Annotated in this window: 18 protein-coding genes; 7 read left to right on the forward strand and 11 right to left on the reverse strand. The window is 68.0% G+C overall.

Annotation, left to right across the window (positions count from 1 at the left end):
* The first annotated feature begins 5 nt into the window (after positions 1 to 5).
* Both D3H34_RS03245 and D3H34_RS03250 read left to right on the forward strand, forming a co-directional pair.
* A complete protein-coding gene (locus D3H34_RS03245) occupies positions 6 to 1,190 on the forward strand; it encodes an ABC transporter permease (RefSeq protein ID WP_119552019.1) in 1,185 nt (394 codons plus the stop codon).
* Positions 1,190 to 2,344 carry an ABC transporter permease gene (locus D3H34_RS03250; protein ID WP_119552020.1) on the forward strand — a complete coding sequence of 385 codons (1,155 nt, stop codon included), beginning with the start codon at positions 1,190 to 1,192 and terminating at the stop codon, positions 2,342 to 2,344. Before D3H34_RS03245 ends, D3H34_RS03250 begins: the two co-directional genes overlap by 1 nt.
* Here the strand turns inward: D3H34_RS03250 and D3H34_RS03255 are convergent.
* Positions 2,341 to 2,979, reverse strand: coding sequence for a TetR/AcrR family transcriptional regulator (locus D3H34_RS03255; RefSeq protein ID WP_119552021.1), 639 nt, complete (start codon positions 2,977 to 2,979; stop codon positions 2,341 to 2,343). The two genes, D3H34_RS03250 and D3H34_RS03255, sit on opposite strands and share 4 nt — an antisense overlap.
* 120 nt (positions 2,980 to 3,099) lie before the next feature.
* On the opposite strand from D3H34_RS03255, the gene D3H34_RS03260 reads away from it, so the two are divergent.
* Positions 3,100 to 3,936, forward strand: a complete 837-nt coding sequence (locus tag D3H34_RS03260; protein ID WP_119552022.1) for a metal-dependent hydrolase — start codon at positions 3,100 to 3,102, stop codon at positions 3,934 to 3,936.
* 12 nt (positions 3,937 to 3,948) lie between these two features.
* Here D3H34_RS03260 and D3H34_RS03265 read toward each other — a convergent pair whose 3' ends face one another.
* The 8 genes from D3H34_RS03265 to D3H34_RS03300 all read right to left on the reverse strand — a co-directional run bounded on the left by D3H34_RS03265 (position 3,949) and on the right by D3H34_RS03300 (position 11,512).
* Positions 3,949 to 4,518, reverse strand: coding sequence for a hypothetical protein (locus tag D3H34_RS03265; RefSeq protein WP_286185411.1), 570 nt, complete (start codon positions 4,516 to 4,518; stop codon positions 3,949 to 3,951).
* Positions 4,519 to 4,768: 250 nt separating this feature from the next.
* Positions 4,769 to 5,017, reverse strand: a complete 249-nt coding sequence (locus D3H34_RS03270) for a hypothetical protein (RefSeq protein WP_056580179.1) — start codon at positions 5,015 to 5,017, stop codon at positions 4,769 to 4,771.
* Positions 5,018 to 5,021: 4 nt separating this feature from the next.
* A complete protein-coding gene (locus D3H34_RS03275; RefSeq protein ID WP_119552024.1) occupies positions 5,022 to 5,372 on the reverse strand; it encodes a hypothetical protein in 351 nt (116 codons plus the stop codon).
* A 17-nt stretch (positions 5,373 to 5,389) separates the two neighbouring features.
* Complete coding sequence (locus D3H34_RS03280; protein WP_119552025.1) at positions 5,390 to 6,301, reverse strand: DUF6999 family protein; 912 nt, start codon at positions 6,299 to 6,301, stop codon at positions 5,390 to 5,392.
* Entirely contained in the window at positions 6,285 to 8,213 is a 1,929-nt protein-coding gene (locus D3H34_RS03285; protein ID WP_119552026.1) for a StlD/DarB family beta-ketosynthase, read from the reverse strand. Before D3H34_RS03285 ends, D3H34_RS03280 begins: the two co-directional genes overlap by 17 nt.
* Positions 8,214 to 8,217: 4 nt before the next feature.
* A complete protein-coding gene (locus D3H34_RS03290) occupies positions 8,218 to 9,174 on the reverse strand; it encodes a fatty acid desaturase family protein (protein WP_119552027.1) in 957 nt (318 codons plus the stop codon).
* Entirely contained in the window at positions 9,155 to 9,940 is a 786-nt protein-coding gene (locus D3H34_RS03295; RefSeq protein WP_119552028.1) for a sterol desaturase family protein, read from the reverse strand. Before D3H34_RS03295 ends, D3H34_RS03290 begins: the two co-directional genes overlap by 20 nt.
* Before the next feature lie 9 nt (positions 9,941 to 9,949).
* Positions 9,950 to 11,512 carry a phospholipase D family protein gene (locus D3H34_RS03300; RefSeq protein ID WP_119552029.1) on the reverse strand — a complete coding sequence of 521 codons (1,563 nt, stop codon included), beginning with the start codon at positions 11,510 to 11,512 and terminating at the stop codon, positions 9,950 to 9,952.
* A 124-nt stretch (positions 11,513 to 11,636) separates the two neighbouring features.
* Between D3H34_RS03300 and D3H34_RS03305 the strand changes: the two genes are divergently transcribed.
* Together D3H34_RS03305 and D3H34_RS03310 are read left to right on the forward strand one after the other, a co-directional pair.
* Positions 11,637 to 12,194, forward strand: coding sequence for a peroxiredoxin (locus tag D3H34_RS03305; RefSeq protein ID WP_119552030.1), 558 nt, complete (start codon positions 11,637 to 11,639; stop codon positions 12,192 to 12,194).
* A gap of 55 nt (positions 12,195 to 12,249) precedes the next feature.
* A complete protein-coding gene (locus tag D3H34_RS03310; protein WP_119552031.1) occupies positions 12,250 to 13,683 on the forward strand; it encodes an aldehyde dehydrogenase family protein in 1,434 nt (477 codons plus the stop codon).
* Between the two features lie 121 nt (positions 13,684 to 13,804).
* Here the strand turns inward: D3H34_RS03310 and D3H34_RS03320 are convergent, their stop codons facing one another.
* Both D3H34_RS03320 and D3H34_RS03325 read right to left on the reverse strand, forming a co-directional pair.
* Complete coding sequence (locus tag D3H34_RS03320) at positions 13,805 to 14,728, reverse strand: ZIP family metal transporter (protein ID WP_286185412.1); 924 nt, start codon at positions 14,726 to 14,728, stop codon at positions 13,805 to 13,807.
* A 22-nt stretch (positions 14,729 to 14,750) separates the two neighbouring features.
* A complete protein-coding gene (locus D3H34_RS03325; protein WP_119552032.1) occupies positions 14,751 to 15,386 on the reverse strand; it encodes a superoxide dismutase in 636 nt (211 codons plus the stop codon).
* A gap of 250 nt (positions 15,387 to 15,636) precedes the next feature.
* On the opposite strand from D3H34_RS03325, the gene D3H34_RS03330 reads away from it, so the two are divergent.
* Together D3H34_RS03330 and moaA are read left to right on the forward strand one after the other, a co-directional pair.
* Positions 15,637 to 16,926, forward strand: coding sequence for a serine hydrolase domain-containing protein (locus D3H34_RS03330; RefSeq protein ID WP_119552033.1), 1,290 nt, complete (start codon positions 15,637 to 15,639; stop codon positions 16,924 to 16,926).
* Between the two features lie 58 nt (positions 16,927 to 16,984).
* A complete protein-coding gene (gene moaA, locus D3H34_RS03335) occupies positions 16,985 to 18,124 on the forward strand; it encodes a GTP 3',8-cyclase MoaA (RefSeq protein WP_119552034.1) in 1,140 nt (379 codons plus the stop codon).
* Positions 18,125 to 18,138 lie beyond the last annotated feature (14 nt).

Below are 18,138 nucleotides of genomic sequence, written 5' to 3' on the forward strand. Positions count from 1 at the left end.
CTGTCATGAGCCTGCGCGGCTTTTCCACCGCCAGCGCCCGGCGCGAATTCGCGCTGCTGCGCACACGCCCCTGGGACCTGGCCATGATCTCGTGGGTGCCGCTGCTCGCGGTGTTCCTGATCTGGTGGATCTTCTCGGCCGGCCTGCCCGAGCGCCTGCCGATCGGCGTGCTCGACCAGGACCACTCCGCCCTCTCGCGCCAGCTCACGCGCTTCCTGGACGCCACGCCGGGCCTGCGCGTGACGCAACAGTACGCCGACGAGGCCGAGATGCAGCGCGCGCTCACCAGCGGCGCGGTCGATGCGGCGGTGCAGGTGCCGCGCGACCTGAGCCGCGACGTCAAGCAGGGCCGTGTCGGCCAGATCGTGTTGCTGCACAACGCGCAGCTGGGCACGCATTCGAGCCTGATCCAGCGCGACGTGCGCACCGCCGTGGCCACGATGTCGGCCGGCGTCGAGCTTGCGGTGCGCAACAAGCGCGGCGAATCGATGAAGGCCGCGCGCGTGAGCATGGACCCGGTCAAGGCCAGCATGGTGGCGCTTTTCAACACCTCGACCGACTACGAGCAGTTTCTCGGCGCCGCGCTCATTCCGGCGCTGCTGCACATCCTCGCGATGACGGCCGGCGCCTGGGCCGTGGGCCGCGAGCTGCGCGACCGCAGCCTCGGCGGCTGGCTCGGCGCCGCACCGCGTTGGAACGAGGCGCTGGCCGCGCTGGCGGGCAAGCTGATGCTGCCGTTCGCGAGCCTGTCGGCGGTGGGCATCGCGGCCATGCTGTGGATCACGGCGGGCCGGGGCTGGCATCCGGTCGGTTCGGTGGGATGGACGCTGTTCGCGCTGATGGTGTTCCTCGCGCTGTCGATCGCGCTGGGCGCCTTCGTGGCCAGCCTCACGCGCTCGCTGCGCACCGCGCTGTCGGCCACCGGCTTCATCACGGCGCCGGCCTTCGCGTTCGGCGGCGTGGGCTTTCCGCTGGTCGCCATGCCTTTGCTCGCGCAGCTGTGGGCCGGACTGCTGCCCTACACGCACTACATCCGCGTGCAGATGGAGCAGCTGCAGATGGGCGCGCCCGTGGCGTACTCGGCGGCCACGCCGCTGTGGATGGTGGTGGGCACGATCATGTTGCTGGCCGTGTCGGCCACGCTGCTGTTGCGTGCGGCTGCAGCGCCCGATACCTGGGGAGGCCGCTGATGAACAACACGTCCACCCAAGGCTTCGCCGCCGCCTGGCGCGACACCGCGCTCGCCGTGCTGCGCGACAAAGGCGTGCTGCTGATCATGCTGCTCGCGCCCATCATCTACGGCTTCTTCTACCCCTGGCCCTATGGCACCCAAGCCGTCACGCGCGTGCCCGTGGCGGTGGTCGACCAGGACCACAGCGGGCTCTCGCGGCAGATCGCGCGCTTCGCGATGGCCAGCCCGCGCCTGGACGTGCGCATGGTCACGTCCGATGTGCACGAGGCGCAGCAGGCGCTGTGGCGCGGCGAGATCGAAGGCTATGCGCTGCTGCCGCAGGATCTCAAGCGCAACGTGCTGCGCGGCACGCCGGCGGTCGTCACCATCGAAGGCAACGGCGCGTATGCGCTGCTGAACAAGGCGGTGCTGTACGGCTTCTCGGAAGCGGTGGGCACGGTGTCGGCCGGGGTCGAGATCCGCAAGCTGCAGGCCGGCGGCCAGAGCGCCATTCAGGCGGCACGCAGCCGCAGTCCGCTCAACACGCAGCTGGTGGCGCTGTTCAACCCGACCGAGGGCTACGGCAGCTACGTGGTGCCGGCGGTGGCGCTGCTGATCCTGCAGCAGACGCTGCTGATGGGCACCGCGATGCTGGCCGGCACCTGGGCAGAGGCCCGCCGCCTGCGCGCGGGCATGGGGGCGTGGCTGGGGCGGCTGGGCGCGCTGTCGGGCTTCGGCGTGCTGAGCGGCGTGTTCTATTTCGGCTGGGTGTTCTTCCTGCAGGACTATCCGCGCGGCGGCAATCCGCTCGGTGCGCTGGTGCTGCTGCTGTTCTACGTGCCCGCGATCTGTGTGCTCGGCCTGTTGCTGGGCTGCTGGTTCCGCGACCGCGAGCGAGCCTTGCAGGTGCTGCTGTTCACTGCGCTGCCGATGGCGTTCCTGTCCGGCTTCTCGTGGCCGGTCGAGGCGCTGCCCGCGCCGCTGCAGGCGTTGCGCTGGCTGTTCCCGAGCACGGCGGGCATCCAGGCCTCGCTGCGGCTCAACCAGATGGGTGCGCCGCTGCACGACGTGTTGCCGTACCTGGGCACACTGGCGGCGATGGTGGTTGCGGGCCTGCTCGTGCTGTGGGCCGCGGCCACGCCGCGCAAGAACGAAGCGGCCGAACGCGCCTAGCGTCGGCTGTCCGCCGCCACCGCGCGCACCAGCCGCGTGGCCGGCGCGACCAACTCGCGCAGGTCGCCCACGCGGTCCTGCTCGATGGCCTGCAGCACCAGTTCGTTGATGCCGCCGACCACCGTCATCGCCATCTGGCTGCTGAGGTGCGCCGCGGGCACCTCGGGTGTATTGCCCGACTCGCTGCTGTTGATCGCCACCTGGATGAAGTTGGCGATCTCGGCGTTCACGCGGCGCCGCGCAGCCAGGCCCGGCAGGCCCAGCCCCAGGATCTCGACGAACAACGTGCGCAGCAGCACCGGGTCCTGGGCGAGGTAGTCCATGTACGCGGTCATCGCCTGCTCCACCTGCGTGTGCCAGGGCTGGGCCGGGTCGAAAGCCTCGCTCACGGCCTGCAGGCCGAGCCGGCTGGCCGTTTCGTACAGCGCGATCAGGCACTCGGTCTTGGTGCTGAAGTGCTCGTAGAACGTGCGCCGCGACACGGCCGCCTCGCGCACGATGTCGGCGATGGTGGTGTCGGCGTAGCCCTTGGCCGCCACGGCATGCGCCATGCCCTGCAACAGCCGCGTGTAGTGCTCGCTCGGCGCGCTTTCGGCGGCACCGGACGGGGCCGATTTGTCGATGGTGGCAGTCATGTGCGTTTCATTCTCCTACGCCTCGGTACTTGACAGTACCAGTTCACAATTGCACCATGGCGGCATGCGGTACGAATCTGTACCAACGCTTGTGTCCACGACCTCAGGAATTGCCACCCCATGACCGAACTCGTTGTCCGCCGCCTGCTGATCGACCTGCAACCGCCCTTTTCGCGCGACTGGTGCGGGGGTGATGCCTTCTCGACAGCCTTCTTCAACGCCCTGTCGATGAGCTTTCCCTTCGGCGAGCAGTTCTTCATCGACGCCGTGCGCGACGCCATGGCCACGCTGCCGCCCGAGGTGCAGGAGCGCTACCGCGCCGACGTGCGCGGCTTCATCGGGCAGGAGGCCACGCACCGGCGCATCCATTCGCTCTTCAACGCGCACCTCGACCAGCAGGGCCTGGTCGACCGCTGGACCTCGCGCGCCAGCAAGCGCATGGAACTGATGGACGGCGCCGATCCGCGCCACGCCCTGGCCGTGACGGCCGCCACCGAGCACTTCACGGCGATGTTCGCCGAGTGGCTGCTGGCCCGCCCCGAGATCCTCGACGGCGCCGAGCCCCGGCTGCGCACGATGTGGCTGTGGCACAGCGCGGAAGAGTTGGAGCACAAGAGCGTCGCCTTCGACATCTACAAGGCCGCAGGTGGCTCCGACGAATGGCGCACGCGCTGGTTCCGCCGCGTGACAGTGATGTTCCTCGGCGACCTGATGCGCCAGACGGTCGACAACCTGCGGCATGAAAAGCAATTGTGGAAATGGGCCACCTGGAAGAGCGCCGCGCGCATCCTGTTGGGCCGCGGCGGGCTGCTGCGGGGCAACCTTGCGGGCTGGCGCCTCTATCTGCGCAGCGACTTCCACCCCGACCAGCAGGACAGCAGCCTCTCGGCGCGCTGGCTGGCCGACAACGGCGCGCAGTTCACGCCGGTGGGTGCGCCGGCGGCCACCTCGGCCTGAGGCAGGCCTCGGTCAGTAGATGCTGGCGCGGTGCGGGCTCAGCACGCCCGCCTGGGTCGGCTGGCCGTCGGCGCGCATCGTGAGGTCGTGCAGCGTGTCGAAATCCGACGGTGCGTCGGGCACGCGCATCACCACTTCGAGTTCGTGCATCGAGGCCACCCAGCGGCCGGCCGGCGATTCGGCCGGTTCGTCGTTGGCGAACACGCCGTCGCGGATGTAGAGCGTTTCGCCTTCGGGGCGCTCGCCATGCAACTCGATCAGGCGCGCGATCGAGAAGTTGTAGGTCACGAGTTTTTCGCGCGTGCGGCGGTCCTTGCCGCCGCAGTTGAACGAGCCCTCGGCCGCGATCACGATGCAGGAGCCGTCCACCCCGCCGTCGATGGCGATCTCGTTGCCCGAGCGCCAGATGGCGTTGGGCAGGCGCACACGCACCTTGTCGATCACAAGGTCGCGTTGCTTGTTGAGAGCGCCCAGCGGCGGCACCAGCGAGCGCAATTGGCGCAGGCGCTCGGCAAAGTTGTCGTCCATCAGGAATTCGACATGGTGCGTCGCGCTGCCCGATGAGCGCTTGACGACCTGCATGACAACGTGGCGCGGCTTGTTCACAGCTCAGGCCCTCCACGCAGAGAAAAATCCACGCCCGCTGCGGGGCACCGATCGCCTTCTTGCTGGAATTGTGTGGTCATCGGCTACAAATTAGAACTTTAGATCAAATGCAATTACTTGCATCATTTGTGTCCAACTGTATATCGATTGCGACCGGGATGGAAGGCAATCGACGACATGCCGATGAGGCCATGTCGCCAACGCGACGCGGCGTTGTGCTAGCCGCTCAGCTCGACGACGCTTCGGCCTCGAGGGCCTCGTCGAGTGCCTTGCACGAAGGCGCACAGACGGTCTGCGACTTGCCCAGCACCTGGCGCGTGCGCAGCTGCGAGCGCACGCGGTGCTTGCCGCACATGAAGCAGGACATGGTGGCCCCGCTGAACGACGCCGAGGCGCGGAACGGAGAGCCCGGCGCCTTCGACTTGTAGCGCAGGCCGTCCGCCACCACTGCTGTTTTCACTTCACCCTTGGCCATGCATCTAGTCCTTGTTCGGTTCGTCACCGCGCATCGCGCGGGCAATCGCTTCCCTGGCCGCGCCTTCGGCCGCCAGCGAAACGTCCAGCGCGGAGCGGCAAAGGCCCGCGTGCTGGTAATTCATATTTTCGTAGACCTCGGAGGCGGCCGGATAGGCATCGAGCAGTTGGCCCAGTTCGGCGCCGGGTTCGACGTCTTCGAATTCATGCACCAGGTGCTCGACCACCGAGCGGTACTGCTCGGCACCGACGGGCACAGCGCTGTGCTCGAGCCTCTCCAGCAGCTGAGCCAGCACGTGGGTCACAGCCAGATCGGTCTTGGGAGACGGATTTCGGGTCGTATTCATGGTTTGCATGTGGGGACAGCATACCCCTATGCAAGGGGCGGGTCCCGCGCCAGTGTCTCTGCCGCCCCGGTCTCCTGCGCCGCGCGCATGCGATGGAGCAGGCTGTGAAGCATTTCGGTCGACAACCCGTGAATCACCAGCCGGTGCCCGGCCCGCAAGGTCGACAGCGGCACCAGCGGATGCTTGTTGTTGACCAGGATCAGGTGCTCCGGCGCATTCAGGATCGTTGCCGCGTAGATGCCGATGGTTTCGTCCAGTTGCAGCGAGTTGGCCGCACGCCAGAAATCGTTGTCGGTCAGCATCAGCTGGTACAGCGGCGTGAACAGCTCGATGGCGCTTTGCAGGTCGAGGAAATTCAGCTTGCCCTGGGGCATGTCTTCGAGCCGCAGCGCCGGCGACTTGATCATCGAGAAATCGACGCTTTCGGCCTTGCACAGCGCCAACCCCTTGTCGCGCAACGCCGTGTTCAGCCGGATCACGAAGTTGAACAGGTTCAGGTCGTGCTTGAGGAACATCTCGTCCTTCAGCGCGTCAATGTCGGCCGGCTCCAGCGGCGACGTTCCCACGGGCGCGGGCGAGTTGCGCCCGATGAAGGCCAGCACCTGCGAGCCGAGGTGAAAGTGCCGCAGGATCAGCCAGTTGGCCTCGGGCGACACGAAGCGCTTGAGCCCCCACGCCAGGAAGCGGTGCAGCAGCACCGAGTGCGACCAGTTGCGCGGCACGAACACCTTCACGATCTGGATCAGGATGATCGTCAGCCGCGCAATCGGCCGCAGGAACGGCAGCAGGTACTGGCGCGAGGCCGAACTCGAGTCGGCCAGCCATGCGGCCTTCACGTCGTCGGGCAGCGGCGTGCTCTGGTCGAGGTACAGCGCCAGCCACGGACTGGGGTCGCGCTCGTCGTGTGCCTGGGTCAGGAAATCAGGCGTTCTGTCCATTGCTCATTCGCTCCGTGATGTGCTGGAACTGCATCAGGTACAGCGCGGCCGTGTGACGCGCGGTGTCGGTGATCTGGCGGGCGGCGCGGGCCTGCCCTTCCACGGCCATCACCATCTCGACCGCCGCGAGCCAGCGGTTCAGATGGTGCTCGTCGTTGTGGCCGTGGTATTCGAGGAAGCGGAAGGCATCGGGCGGCAGCTTCAGGCTGGCCTTGAGCAGCGGCAGCAGCGCCGGCACGATGCGCTGACCCGTGCCTTCGATGATGTAGATCGCGCCCAGCAACCCGATCGGATCGCGCGTGGCGGCCAGCCCGTGCAGGTAGGCGTTGAGCGCCTCACCGCCCGGATTGCGGCGCAGCTCGTCGATCGACTCGACCGTGCCGCCGGCCTTGCGGTAGTCGCTGAAGAGGATGTTGAAGTCGTTCTGTTCCTCGCCCGCATGCACGTCGATCAGCGACGACAGCATGCGGTACGGCTCGCTCAGCGACGCGGCGCCTTCGCGCATCCACAGGCTGCCTTCACGCACCTGCGGCACCCACTGCTCCATCCAGTTCAGGTAGTCGGGCACGGCGAAGCGGCGCTCGCGGATCTGGCGGATCAGCGGCGTGCGCCACACGCGCGAGCGGTAGTCGTGCCAGATGGCGGCCAGCTCGGTCAGCAAGGCGCCCAGGCCTTCGGGCGCGGCGGCCGGGTCGTGCGGCGGCGCGATGACGAGGTCGTCGTCGGGCACGACGGCCGCGGCACGCGGCGCGACCACGACAGGCGCCGCATCGACAGCCTCGACCTCGAGCAGCATGTACGCCACCATGAAGCGCCCCGACTCCGGCACGTAGCAGAAGATCTGCTCGCCCGGCTTCAGCGCCTTGGTGTGCAGGAACTCGGCCAGCATCACGAGGATCGATGCCGCGCCGGTGTTGCCGCGCCACGCGAGGTTGCTCCACCAGCGTTCGCGCGGAATCGCGAGGTCGGCCTTCGCCATCAGGTCTTCGACGACCGGGATGAATTTTTCCGACGAGTAGTGGCACAGGAAGTGATCGACCCGTTTCGGATCGACCCAACCGTCGCGCACCAGCCCTGCGTATTCATGGATGCCGATGTCGAACAGGTGCGGCAGCAGGCGGATGTCCTGGCGCAACGACAGCGCGCCGGCCGCCTCGGCCTCGGCCCATGAGCCGAAATCGAGGTGGCCCCGGCCGTGGTCTTCGCGGTTCTCCGTCAGGCCCAGCTGCATGCAGACCGGGTAGTCGCCCGAGAAGGCGCGCTGGTGCACCCACTTCAGCTTGAGGCGCAGCCCCGGCTTGCCGGCCAATGCAGGTGTGCCGTCGGACAGCAGCAGCGCACCGGCGCCATCGGACAGCATCCAGCGCAGGAAGTGCGAGTCGAAATCCGTCTCGTAGCCGCGCGCAGCAAAGCGCGAGCGCTTGAACAGGCGCGACGGCATCTCGCTGGCCACCGCCAGCGCCGAGCGGTGCGCGCCCAGCTCGATGCCCTGCGCCGCCGTCTGGATCGCCGACACGCCGGCCGCACAGATGCCGTGCACCGAGTGCGTTTCCATCGGCTGCGCCGCCAGCTCGCCCTGGATCATGTTGGCGAAGCCGGGCATCAGCGTGTCGCCCCCCGAGGAGCCGCTGGCCAGCAGCGACACGCGCGACAGCTCGGCGCCGCCACGCTGCAGGCAGTCGCGGATCGCGCCGGCCGCCAGTTGCGCGTTGGTGTGGCGCGTTACGCCCTCCTCGTCGATCGCGTAATGCCGCGTGAGGATGCCGTTCTCGGCCAGGATGCGCCGCTTGATGCGCTCCGACATGCGATTGAGCGGCGCGATGTAGGCATCCATCCGGTCGTTGGGAACAGGCTCGCCGGGCATGAAGTAGCCGGCGCTTTCGAGGTACACGCGTTGGAATGAAACGGGCATGGGTTCAGGAGATGGGTGAATCGGGAGGCATCAGCGAGCGGCTGCGAAAACGCGGCCACACGGTCCCCAGCACGAACACGCGCACCATGTACGGCACCAGCCCGCCCTCGTTGAGCGCGGGCGCCACCTGCGCGCGGTAGCGCGTGCGATGCAGGTGCGTGAGCTCGGACCAATGGGCATGCGGGTTCTCGTGGTGTGCGGTGTGCAGGCCGATGTTGAACAACAAGGGGTTCACCAGCCCCTCGAAATTGCGCGCGTAGTTCAGCTGGCTACCCGCGGTATCGCGCGGCGCCTCCTGCGAGGATGCCTTGCGCGGGGTCTTGCGGCCGTCGGCGTGCGCGTGCTGCAGGTAGTTGGTGGCCAGCAGCCAATGCAGGCCGTGCAGCTGGGGCACGATTACGAACAGCAAGGCCTTGCGCCAGTCGATCGCCAGCAGCACGGTCCAGCTGACCAGCCACAGCGCGTACTGCGCCATGCAGTAGCGCCAGGCGCCGCGATGGTGCCGGTGCAACCTCGCGAGCCAGCCGAAGAACAGCGGCATCAGCACCCACACGGCCTGGAAGGGGTGCAGCAGGTAGCCCCACAGGTGGTTGGTGTCGCCGCCGAAGCGGTAGGTGCGCGCCGCATCCTTCGGGCCATGCCGATGGCGATGGTGGTTGGCCACATGCGCGGGCCAGAAGACAAAGGTCGGGTGGCCCTGCAGCAGCGTGATCCAGAAGTCGGTCAGCCGGTTCATGCGCCGACCGCGCCACATGCGCAGATGCACGTGGTTGTGATGGATCACGCCGATGCCGAGCGTGAGGAACAGCATCAGCGCATACAGCACCACCTGGAAGCCGTGCACCCACTGCCACGCGGCCAACGCGGGCAAGGCGACGAGGTAGGCAAGGCTCTGCCAGTCGCGCCAGTGGCGCAGCCTCGGCAGCCGGCTGCGACGTGCATCAGGCTGTCGTGGCGCCATGCGTCTTGCCGAGCTTCTTGTGAAAGGCCTGGAACAACGGCTGGGCCGCATCGGCCGCGATGCGCGTGCGGAACAGCCGGTCCATGAAGGTGAACTGAAAACCGTAGTTGCCGTTGTGAACGGCATGGTGCAGATGGTGTCGGCGGCTCGCGGCAAACCAGTGGCTGTACGACACGCCCGGAACGAAGTCGTAATTCGAATGCCCGACGCAATTGAAGAACAGGCTGAAGACCGGCACCGACGCCAGCGACCAGAAGCTGAAGTCGTGCAGCACCATCGGCAGCAGGATCACGTTGCCGAGCATCAGCGCCTCGATCGGATGGAAGCTGTAGGTGGCCCACGGCGTGGTCACGAACGAGCGGTGGTGCGGGCCGTGAAAGCGCCGCAGCCAGCGCGTGTGCAGCAGGCGGTGGTTGACCCAGAAATGCACGTCGTTCCATACCGCGAGCACGAGGATTTCCACGCCGATCCGGCGCCAGCCCGCATCAGGCTCCAGCCGCGCCCAGCCGAGCTGCAGCAGCCCCCACGGAAACACCATGCCCAAACCGAAGATCAGCACCGAGACGCCCGACTGCGTCAGCTCGCGCTGAAGCTGGCCGGGCTGCAGCGGCCGGGGATCGAGCGCGCGCCCGATGCCCATCGCCGGCAGCACGCGCTTCGTGAGCAGCCAGGTGAGCGCGCCGAAGCCCAGGTAGATGCCGCCGAAAAACAGCAGGCCCCACAGCATGACCTGCGGAGCAGAAAGAGAAGTGAAGGTCTGCGCCATCCCCCGAGGCTACAACAGCATCTCGGGCACCAGCGGAGAGATCAGGGTGTTGTACAGGCGCTGGAAAAAACCCGACTCGGGTTCCGAGGTGAGGATCAGCTCCTTCTCGCCGTCATTCGTGAGCCATTCGAGCGTGCCGCCCTCCTTCGCCAGCCGCAGCCGGTACGAATTCTGCAGCTTGCTCACGTGGATGATGCGCAGCATCTCGCGCGCGAGTTGCGGGTTGTCGACCACCACGCCCATCTCGGTGTTCTGGCTGGCCGAGCGCGGGTCGAGATTCATCGAGCCGACGAAGATACGCGTCCTGTCGATAGCGGCGGTCTTGGCATGCAGCCGGCCCAGCGAGTTGCCGAAGCTGCCGAAACGCATGCTCGCGGTGGTGCGCTGCGGGCTCAGCTCGTACAGGTCGGCGCCGCCTTTCAGCAGGCGCTCGCGGTAGCGCGCATAGCCGGTGTGCACCAGCGGCTCGTCGTTGGCGGCAAGCGAATTGGTCAGCAGCGTGAGCTTGACCTTGCGCTTGGCCAGGTCCTCGAAGGCGGCCATGCCGCGCTCGCCCGGCACGAGGTAGGGCGAGGTCAGGTCGACCTCGGTCTTGGCGTCGAGCAGCAGCGCCCAGACCTTCATGGTCACGCTGGTGGCAATGGCGTCTTCGGCCGTCAGGGTCGTGGGCTTGGAAGGCGGATCGGCGATGGCGCGCGCCTCGCCCCACAGCAGGCCCATGCGGCCGCCGTCGAGTTCCTCGGCGATGGGGCCGTAGCCCAGGATGTCCGAGGGCGGCAGCACGACCTTCGGCGGCGGACCGGCCATGCCGACCCACTCGTCGAAACCAGCGCCGCCCTCCCCTCGCACGATCTCGGCGATGGGCCAGACCTGGTCGCTGTTCCAGTAGGCATCGAAGATCGACTCGAGCTGCTGCACCACCTTGCCGACCACCAGCGCGTCCATGTCGATGAAGTTCTGCGCCTCGCTCAGCACGAAATACTCGTCGGCGATGTTGCGCCCGCCCACCACCGCCATCGCGCCGTCGGCAATGAAGAGCTTGTTGTGCATGCGGTGGTTGAGCCGGTGGATGTCGAAGATCGACACCACGAAGCGCGAGAGAAAACCGTCGCGCGCGCAGCAGAACGGGTTGAACAGGCGCACCGACACGTTGGGCGTCTCGGACAGCGCCAGCAGCAGCTTCTGGCTCTTGACGGTGTACAGGTCGTCCACCAGCACCCGCACCTTCACGCCGCGCGCCGCCGCCTCGCGCAGCGTGCGCAGCAGCAGGCGGCCGGTGGCGTCGTTTTCGAGCTGGTAGTACTGCACCACCAGCGAATGCTCGGCGCGCTGCGCGAGCTGGATGCGCGCGTCGAGCGAGTACACGCCCAGCGGCATCAGCCGGAAACCCGAGTGCTCGCCGGGCGGCGTCGAGGCCGCGACGATCTTCGCCAGCGCGGTGCCGGGATCGGCCACGGCCGCGTGCTCGGCCGGGCGTTCGCGCGCGGGCGGCAGCGAGCCACAGGCGCCCAGCACAACCAGGAGAGCGCCGGCGAGCGCCGCGCGCAGCAGGGAATGGGCCCAGTCGTTCATGGTGAATCACTCCTCGTCGTGGTTGCCATTGCCTGAAGTACGCCGGCCGTCGCGCGCCGGTTTCATCGGAGCCCGCTTCGGAGCACACTTGCGAACCCGATCCACTTCGCCCCGGAGTTGCATCATGGCCCGATCGACCCTTTTTCGCACCGTCTGGATGGCTGCAATCCTCGCCGCCGGGGTACCCTGCGCCCACGCCGCCCTGGACATCGGCGACCCCGTGCCCAAGTTCACGGCCACGGCCGCGCTCGGCGGCAAGACCTTCCGCTACTCGCTGGCCGAGGCGCTGGCCAAGGGGCCGGTGGTGCTGTACTTTTTTCCGGCAGCCGACTCGAACGACTGCTCCATCGAAGCCCACGCCTTCGCCGAAGCGGTCGACCAGTTCGCCGCGCTGGGCGCCACGGTGATCGGTGTGTCGGCCGACGACATCGACACGCTCTCCAAGTTCTCGGTCAAGTCCTGCCAGAGCCGCTTTCCGGTCGCCTCCGACCAGGGCAAGACCGTGATCCAGGGCTTCGACGCGCTGATGCAGACGCGGCCCGACTTCGCCAACCGCCTGTCGTACGTGATCGCGCCCGACGGCAAGGTCGCGTACTACTACCAGAACCTCAACCCCGACAAGCACGTCGAGCGCATGCTGAACGCGGTGCGCGCGCTGCCCAAAGCCACGGCGGCCAAGTAAGGCGGACGGCCCCGCGCGCCACGCGCCGGGCCGCCTTCGCGCAAAATCCCGCCCCATGCAGCTCAACTACATCGCCAACGCGGACGTTCCCTCCGCCTCCGGCCGCACCCTCCCCGTCATCGACCCTTCCGACGGCCAGCCCTTCGACGAAATCCAGCGCAGCAACGCCTCAGACATCGACGCCGCCGTGCGCGCCGCGCGCGACTGCTTCGAGGGCGTGTGGCACAAGGTCAGCGCCGCCGACCGCGGTCGCCTGCTATTCAAGCTCTCGCAGAAGATCGCCGAACACGTCGACGAACTCGCGCTCATCGAGCAGCGCGACTGCGGCAAACCCGTGAAGCAGGCGCGCGCCGACGCGGTGGCACTGGTGCGCTATTTCGAGTTCTACGCCGGTGCCTGCGACAAGCTGCACGGCGAGACCATTCCCTACCAGGACGGCTACAGCGTCTTCACCTGGCGCGAGCCGCACGGCGTCACGGGCCACATCATTCCGTGGAACTACCCGATGCAGATCTTCGGGCGCAGCGTGGGCGGTGCCCTGGCGGCCGGCAACGTGTGCGTGGTCAAGCCGGCCGAAGACGCGTGCCTTTCGCTGATCCGCGTGGCGCAACTGGCGGCCGAGGTCGGTTTCCCGGCCGGCGCGCTCAACATCGTGACGGGCTACGGCCATGAAGTGGGCGACGCGCTCGCGCGCCACGAAGGCATCGACCACATCAGCTTCACGGGCAGCCCGAAGATCGGCACGCTGATCCAGCAGGTGGCGGCCGAACGGCACTGCCCAGTCACGCTCGAACTCGGCGGCAAGAGCCCGCAGATCATCTTCGCGGACGCCGACCTCGATGCGGCCATCCCGGTGGTCATCAACGCCATCGTGCAGAACGCCGGCCAGACCTGCTCGGCCGGCTCGCGCGTGCTGATCCAGCGCGACATCTACGAGCCCCTGCTCGAGCGCCTGGGCCATGCCTTCGAAGCCCTGCGCGTCGGCCCCGCCGCCATGGACCTCGACGTCGGCCCGTTGATCCGCCAGACGCAGCAGCAGCGCGTGTGGGACTTCCTGAGCGACGCGCAACATGCCGGCATCCCGATGGTGGCGCAGGGCGTGGTGGTCGAGGAAGCGCCCGAAACCGGCTTCTACCAGGCCCCAACCCTGCTGCGCGACGTGCCCGTGAACCATCGCCTCGCCCAGGAAGAAGTGTTCGGCCCCGTGCTCGCCGCGATGCAATTCGCCGACGAAGACGAAGCCGTGGCGCTCGCCAACGCGACCCAGTTCGGCCTCGTGGCCGGCGTCTGGACGACCGACGGCGCACGGCAGTTCCGCATGGCCAGGCGCGTGAAGAGCGGCCAGGTGTTCATCAACAACTACGGCGCGGGCGGCGGTGTCGAGTTGCCGTTCGGCGGCGTGAAGTCGTCGGGCTACGGGCGCGAAAAGGGCTTCGAGGCGTTGTACGGCTTCACGACGCTGAAAACCATCGCCGTCAAGCACGGCTAAGTCTGGAGGGCTGCTCTTCCAGAGACACCGCGGAACCGGCTTTGCCGGGCCGCTGGTGTCGCCCCCGGTGAGGGGGTTGGCGAAGCGACACGAAGTGCGCGAAGCCTGGGGGAGAGCTCTCTTATCCCAGCGCGGTATCGAGCAGCATCATCAGCACGAAGCCGATCATCAACCCGCTCGTCGCATAGGCCTCATGCCCCTTGCGATGCGATTCGGGAATGATCTCGTGGCTGATGACGAACAGCATCGCCCCCGCCGCAAAGCCCAGCCCCCAAGGCAACAGCATGGCCGAATGACCGACCACTGCGGCGCCGAGCACCGCCCCCAGCGGCTCGACCAGCCCTGACGCCATGCCGATCAGCACCGCGAACAGGCGGCTGTAGCCAGCCGCCAGCAGCGCCACGGCGACCACCAGCCCCTCGGGCACGTCCTGGATCGCGATCCCGGTGGCGAGCGCATCGGCGCGCACGCCGTTGTTGGCCGCGTAGCCGACGCCGATGGCCAGGCCTTCGGGCACGTTGTGCAGCGCGATCGCGAACACGAAGAGCCAGGTGCGGCGCAGTTGTCGCCCGCTCTGCCCTTCGCGACCCTTGATGAAATGCTCGTGCGGCAGCACGCGGTCCATCGTCATCAACACCAGGCCACCCAGCAGGATGGCCGTGCCGATCACGCCGCCGGCCGCCCAGGCGCCACCGCCGAAGACGCCCGTCGACCGGGCGGCGTCCAGCCCGGGAATGATCAGCGAGAACGCGCAGGCTGCGAGCATCACGCCCGCGCCGAAGCCGAACAGCGTGTCCTGCAGCCGTTCGGGCAGCTTCTGCGAGAACAGCACCGGCAGCGTGCCCAGCGCGGTCGCCAGCGCCGCCACCGAGCCACCGAGCAGTGCATTCCACACCAACGGGTCGGCGCGCACGAACGACCAGAACTGCGACACCAGCGCCAGCGCGCCGGCCGCGACGATGGCAAAGCCGATCCATTCGCGTGCCGGGCGCGGCGACTTCCGCGGCGGCTGCGTCGCGATCGTGCCTTGCTGCGAGTCGTTCATGGGCGGGCTCCTTGGCAGGTCATCAGCCGCCGGTCGCGGCGGCATGGCGACGGGCCACCTCGGCCCAGTTCACCACGTTGTAGAAGGCCGCGATGTACTCGGGGCGGCGGTTCTGGTACTTCAGGTAGTAGGCGTGCTCCCACACGTCCAGGCCCAGGATCGGGGTCTTGCCCGAGCCGATGCCGCGCATCAGCGGGCTGTCCTGGTTGCCGCTGCTTTCCACCGCCAGCTTGCCGTCGGCGCCGACGACCAGCCAGGCCCAGCCGCTGCCGAAACGCGTGAGCGCGGCCTTGGTGAAGGCGTCCTTGAAGGCATCGAAGCCGCCCAGGTCGGCATCGATCGCCTTCGCCAGCGCACCGTTCGGGGCGCCGCCACCGCCCTGATCCACCGGCGCCATCACGGTCCAGAACAGGCTGTGGTTGGCGTGGCCGCCGCCGTTGTTGCGCACCGGCGCGCGCAGCGCCTCCGGCAGTTCCTCGACACCGGCGATGAGGGCTTCGACCGGCGTGTCCGCATGCGGCGTGTCTTTCAGCGCCGCATTCAGGTTGTTCACATAGGTCTGGTGATGCTTGCCGTGGTGGATTTCCATCGTCTGCGCGTCGATGTGGGGTTCGAGCGCATCGAAGGCATAGGGCAAGGCTGGCAGGGTGTACGGCACGGTTCGGAAGCTCCTTGGTTGAAGAGAGCCCTTTGCGTGGTGCGGGTGCTGCGTACTCAGGCAGTCAAATGATAGTAATTCGCATTGTCTGCGTCAAGATATCGACGCCATAGATGACGCCAATCGGCCAGCCGACCGTGTGCCTCCCCAGGTCGAACCACCGATACACTGCCCCGCGACCGGTTCGCACGGACGGCGTCAAGACCGTCTGCCCGGTTGCATCCTTCCCTCAACGACGGAGACAACACGCATGACCTTCCTGAAGCGCCGCGCCCTGCTGCACACGGCCCTGCTCGGCCTGAGCCTCGCCCTGCCGCTGCTTGCCACCGCCCAGTCGCTGCCCACGGCCAAGCCGGAGTCCGTGGGCTTGTCGAGCGAGCGCCTGCAGAAGCTCACCGACGTGCTCAAGGCCGACGTGGCCGCCGGCAAGATCCCCGGCGCAGTGCTGCTGGTCGCGCGCCAGGGCAAGGTCGCGTGGTTCGAACCCGTCGGCAAGCTCGACGCGGCCGCCGGCACCCCGATGCCGCGCGACGGCATCTTCCGCATCTACTCGATGAGCAAGCCCATTACCACCGTCGCCGCGATGATGCTGGTGGAAGACGGCCGCATGAAGCTGGACGACCCGGTCGCGATGTACCTGCCCGAGTACGCCAGCATGACGGTCGGCGTCGAGAAGCCCGGCGCCGACGGCAAGCCCGTGCTCGAGACCGTGCCCGCGCGCCGCCCGATCACCGTGCAAGACCTCATGCGCCACACCTCGGGCCTGACCTACGGCTTCTTCGGCCCGGGGCTGGTCAAGCAGGCCTACAACGTCGCCAACCTGGGGGCCGGCGACCCGAACAACGCCGAGTTCTCGCAGCGCCTGGCCAAGCTGCCGCTGGCCTACCAGCCCGGCACGACCTGGGACTACAGCTATTCGACCGACATCCTGGGCCGCCTGGTCGAGGTGGTGTCGGGCCAGTCGCTCTACCAGTTCGAGAAAGCGCGCCTGCTCGACCCGCTGGGCATGAAGGACACCACGTACTATGTGCCCGAGCCAGCGCGCCAGCCGCGCATCGCCGAGCCGCTGGCGAACGACCGCAGCTTCGGCGTGGGCGCCGACCTGAACGACCCGCGCATCGTGCGCAAGCTCGAATCGGGCGGCGGCGGGCTGGTGTCGACCGCGTCCGACTACGCGCGCTTCCTGCAGATGCTGCTCAACGGCGGCACGCTCGACGGCACGCGCTACCTCGGCCCGCGCACGCTGGCGCTGATGACGAGCGACCACTCCAACGCCGGCGCCGGCATCGTGCCCGGCCCGCTCTACCTGCCGGGTCCGGGCTACGGCTTCGGCCTGGGCTTCGCGGTGCGTCGCAACGACGGCGAAGCGCCCTACCCGTCCGGCGGCGGCGAGTACAACTGGGGCGGCGCGGGCGGCACCTACATGTGGGTCGATCCGAAGAACGAGATGTTCGTGGTGCTGATGCTGCAGTCGCCCAAGTACCGCACCCACTACCGAAGCCTCACGCGCAACATGGTCTATGCGGCGGTGCTGAAGTAGCCGGAGTAGCCCGCCAGGCGCGCAGCCGCGGGCCATGGCGCAAAATCGGCCTCGCCCCATGAAGAACAACAGCAGCACCGTCATTCCGATCGCCCCGGCAGGCCACGCCGTCGTGACTGCGCCGGGCGTCGCCGTGCCCGCCACCGGCTTGCTGGCCGACCGGCTCGGCCGCCCGCTGACCGACCTGCGCATCAGCGTGACCGACCGCTGCAACTTCCGCTGCAGCTACTGCATGCCGAAGGACGTGTTCGACAAGGACTACCAGTACCTGCCGCACAGCGCCCTGCTGAGCTTCGAGGAAATCACGCGCCTGGCGCGCCTCTTTGCCTCGCACGGCGTGCGCAAGATCCGCCTGACCGGCGGCGAGCCGCTGCTGCGCAAGCACATCGAGGGACTCGTCGCGCAACTGGCCGAGCTGCGCACCCCCGATGGCGACCCGCTGGAACTCACGCTGACCACCAACGGCTCGCTGCTGCGGCGCAAGGCCGCCGCCCTGCGTACCGCCGGCCTGCAGCGCGTGACGGTGAGCCTGGACAGCCTGGACGACGCCGTGTTCCGCCACATGAACGACGTCGACTTTCCGGTGGCCGACGTGCTGGCCGGCATCGACGCCGCGCTGGCCGCGGGCCTGGGCCCGATCAAGGTCAACATGGTGGTCAAGCGCGGCACCAACGAGCAGGAGATCCTGCCGATGGCGCGCTACTTCCGCGAGCACCACGGCGGCAAGGTCGTGCTGCGCTTCATCGAATACATGGACGTGGGCGCCACCAACGGCTGGCGCATGGACGAGGTGCTGCCGTCAGCCGAGGTCATCGCGCGCATCGCGGCCGAGTTTCCGCTCGTGCCCCTGGAGGCCACCACGCCCGGCGAAACCGCCCAGCGCTGGGCCTACGCCGGCGGCGGCGGCGAGATCGGCGTGATCAGCAGCGTCACCCAGGCCTTCTGCCACGATTGCAGCCGCGCGCGGCTGTCGACCGAAGGCAAGCTCTACCTGTGCCTGTTCGCGAACGCCGGCCACGACCTGCGCCCCCTGCTGCGCGGCACAGCCAGCGACGACGACATCGCCTCCGCCATCGGCCACATCTGGCAGGGCCGCGCCGACCGCTATTCCGAATTGCGCGCGCTGCGCGGCCCCGACGACGGCCCAGCCGATGCGGCGGCGCCACGACGCGTCGAGATGAGCTACATCGGCGGATGAGGCCGCCAGCCATG

Source organism: Acidovorax cavernicola (genome assembly GCF_003581445.1).

What these genes read in the sequence shown, in the direction of transcription:
- D3H34_RS03245 (WP_119552019.1), top strand. Translation starts at nt 6, where the DNA reads ATGAGCCTGCGCGGCTTTTCCACCGCCAGCGCCCGGCGCGAATTCGCG.
- D3H34_RS03250 (WP_119552020.1), top strand. Translation starts at nt 1,190, where the DNA reads ATGAACAACACGTCCACCCAAGGCTTCGCCGCCGCCTGGCGCGACACC.
- D3H34_RS03255 (WP_119552021.1), bottom strand. Translation starts at nt 2,979, where the DNA reads ATGACTGCCACCATCGACAAATCGGCCCCGTCCGGTGCCGCCGAAAGC.
- D3H34_RS03260 (WP_119552022.1), top strand. Translation starts at nt 3,100, where the DNA reads ATGACCGAACTCGTTGTCCGCCGCCTGCTGATCGACCTGCAACCGCCC.
- D3H34_RS03265 (WP_286185411.1), bottom strand. Translation starts at nt 4,518, where the DNA reads ATGCAGGTCGTCAAGCGCTCATCGGGCAGCGCGACGCACCATGTCGAA.
- D3H34_RS03270 (WP_056580179.1), bottom strand. Translation starts at nt 5,017, where the DNA reads ATGGCCAAGGGTGAAGTGAAAACAGCAGTGGTGGCGGACGGCCTGCGC.
- D3H34_RS03275 (WP_119552024.1), bottom strand. Translation starts at nt 5,372, where the DNA reads ATGCAAACCATGAATACGACCCGAAATCCGTCTCCCAAGACCGATCTG.
- D3H34_RS03280 (WP_119552025.1), bottom strand. Translation starts at nt 6,301, where the DNA reads ATGGACAGAACGCCTGATTTCCTGACCCAGGCACACGACGAGCGCGAC.
- D3H34_RS03285 (WP_119552026.1), bottom strand. Translation starts at nt 8,213, where the DNA reads ATGCCCGTTTCATTCCAACGCGTGTACCTCGAAAGCGCCGGCTACTTC.
- D3H34_RS03290 (WP_119552027.1), bottom strand. Translation starts at nt 9,174, where the DNA reads ATGGCGCCACGACAGCCTGATGCACGTCGCAGCCGGCTGCCGAGGCTG.
- D3H34_RS03295 (WP_119552028.1), bottom strand. Translation starts at nt 9,940, where the DNA reads ATGGCGCAGACCTTCACTTCTCTTTCTGCTCCGCAGGTCATGCTGTGG.
- D3H34_RS03300 (WP_119552029.1), bottom strand. Translation starts at nt 11,512, where the DNA reads ATGAACGACTGGGCCCATTCCCTGCTGCGCGCGGCGCTCGCCGGCGCT.
- D3H34_RS03305 (WP_119552030.1), top strand. Translation starts at nt 11,637, where the DNA reads ATGGCCCGATCGACCCTTTTTCGCACCGTCTGGATGGCTGCAATCCTC.
- D3H34_RS03310 (WP_119552031.1), top strand. Translation starts at nt 12,250, where the DNA reads ATGCAGCTCAACTACATCGCCAACGCGGACGTTCCCTCCGCCTCCGGC.
- D3H34_RS03320 (WP_286185412.1), bottom strand. Translation starts at nt 14,728, where the DNA reads ATGAACGACTCGCAGCAAGGCACGATCGCGACGCAGCCGCCGCGGAAG.
- D3H34_RS03330 (WP_119552033.1), top strand. Translation starts at nt 15,637, where the DNA reads ATGACCTTCCTGAAGCGCCGCGCCCTGCTGCACACGGCCCTGCTCGGC.
- moaA (WP_119552034.1), top strand. Translation starts at nt 16,985, where the DNA reads ATGAAGAACAACAGCAGCACCGTCATTCCGATCGCCCCGGCAGGCCAC.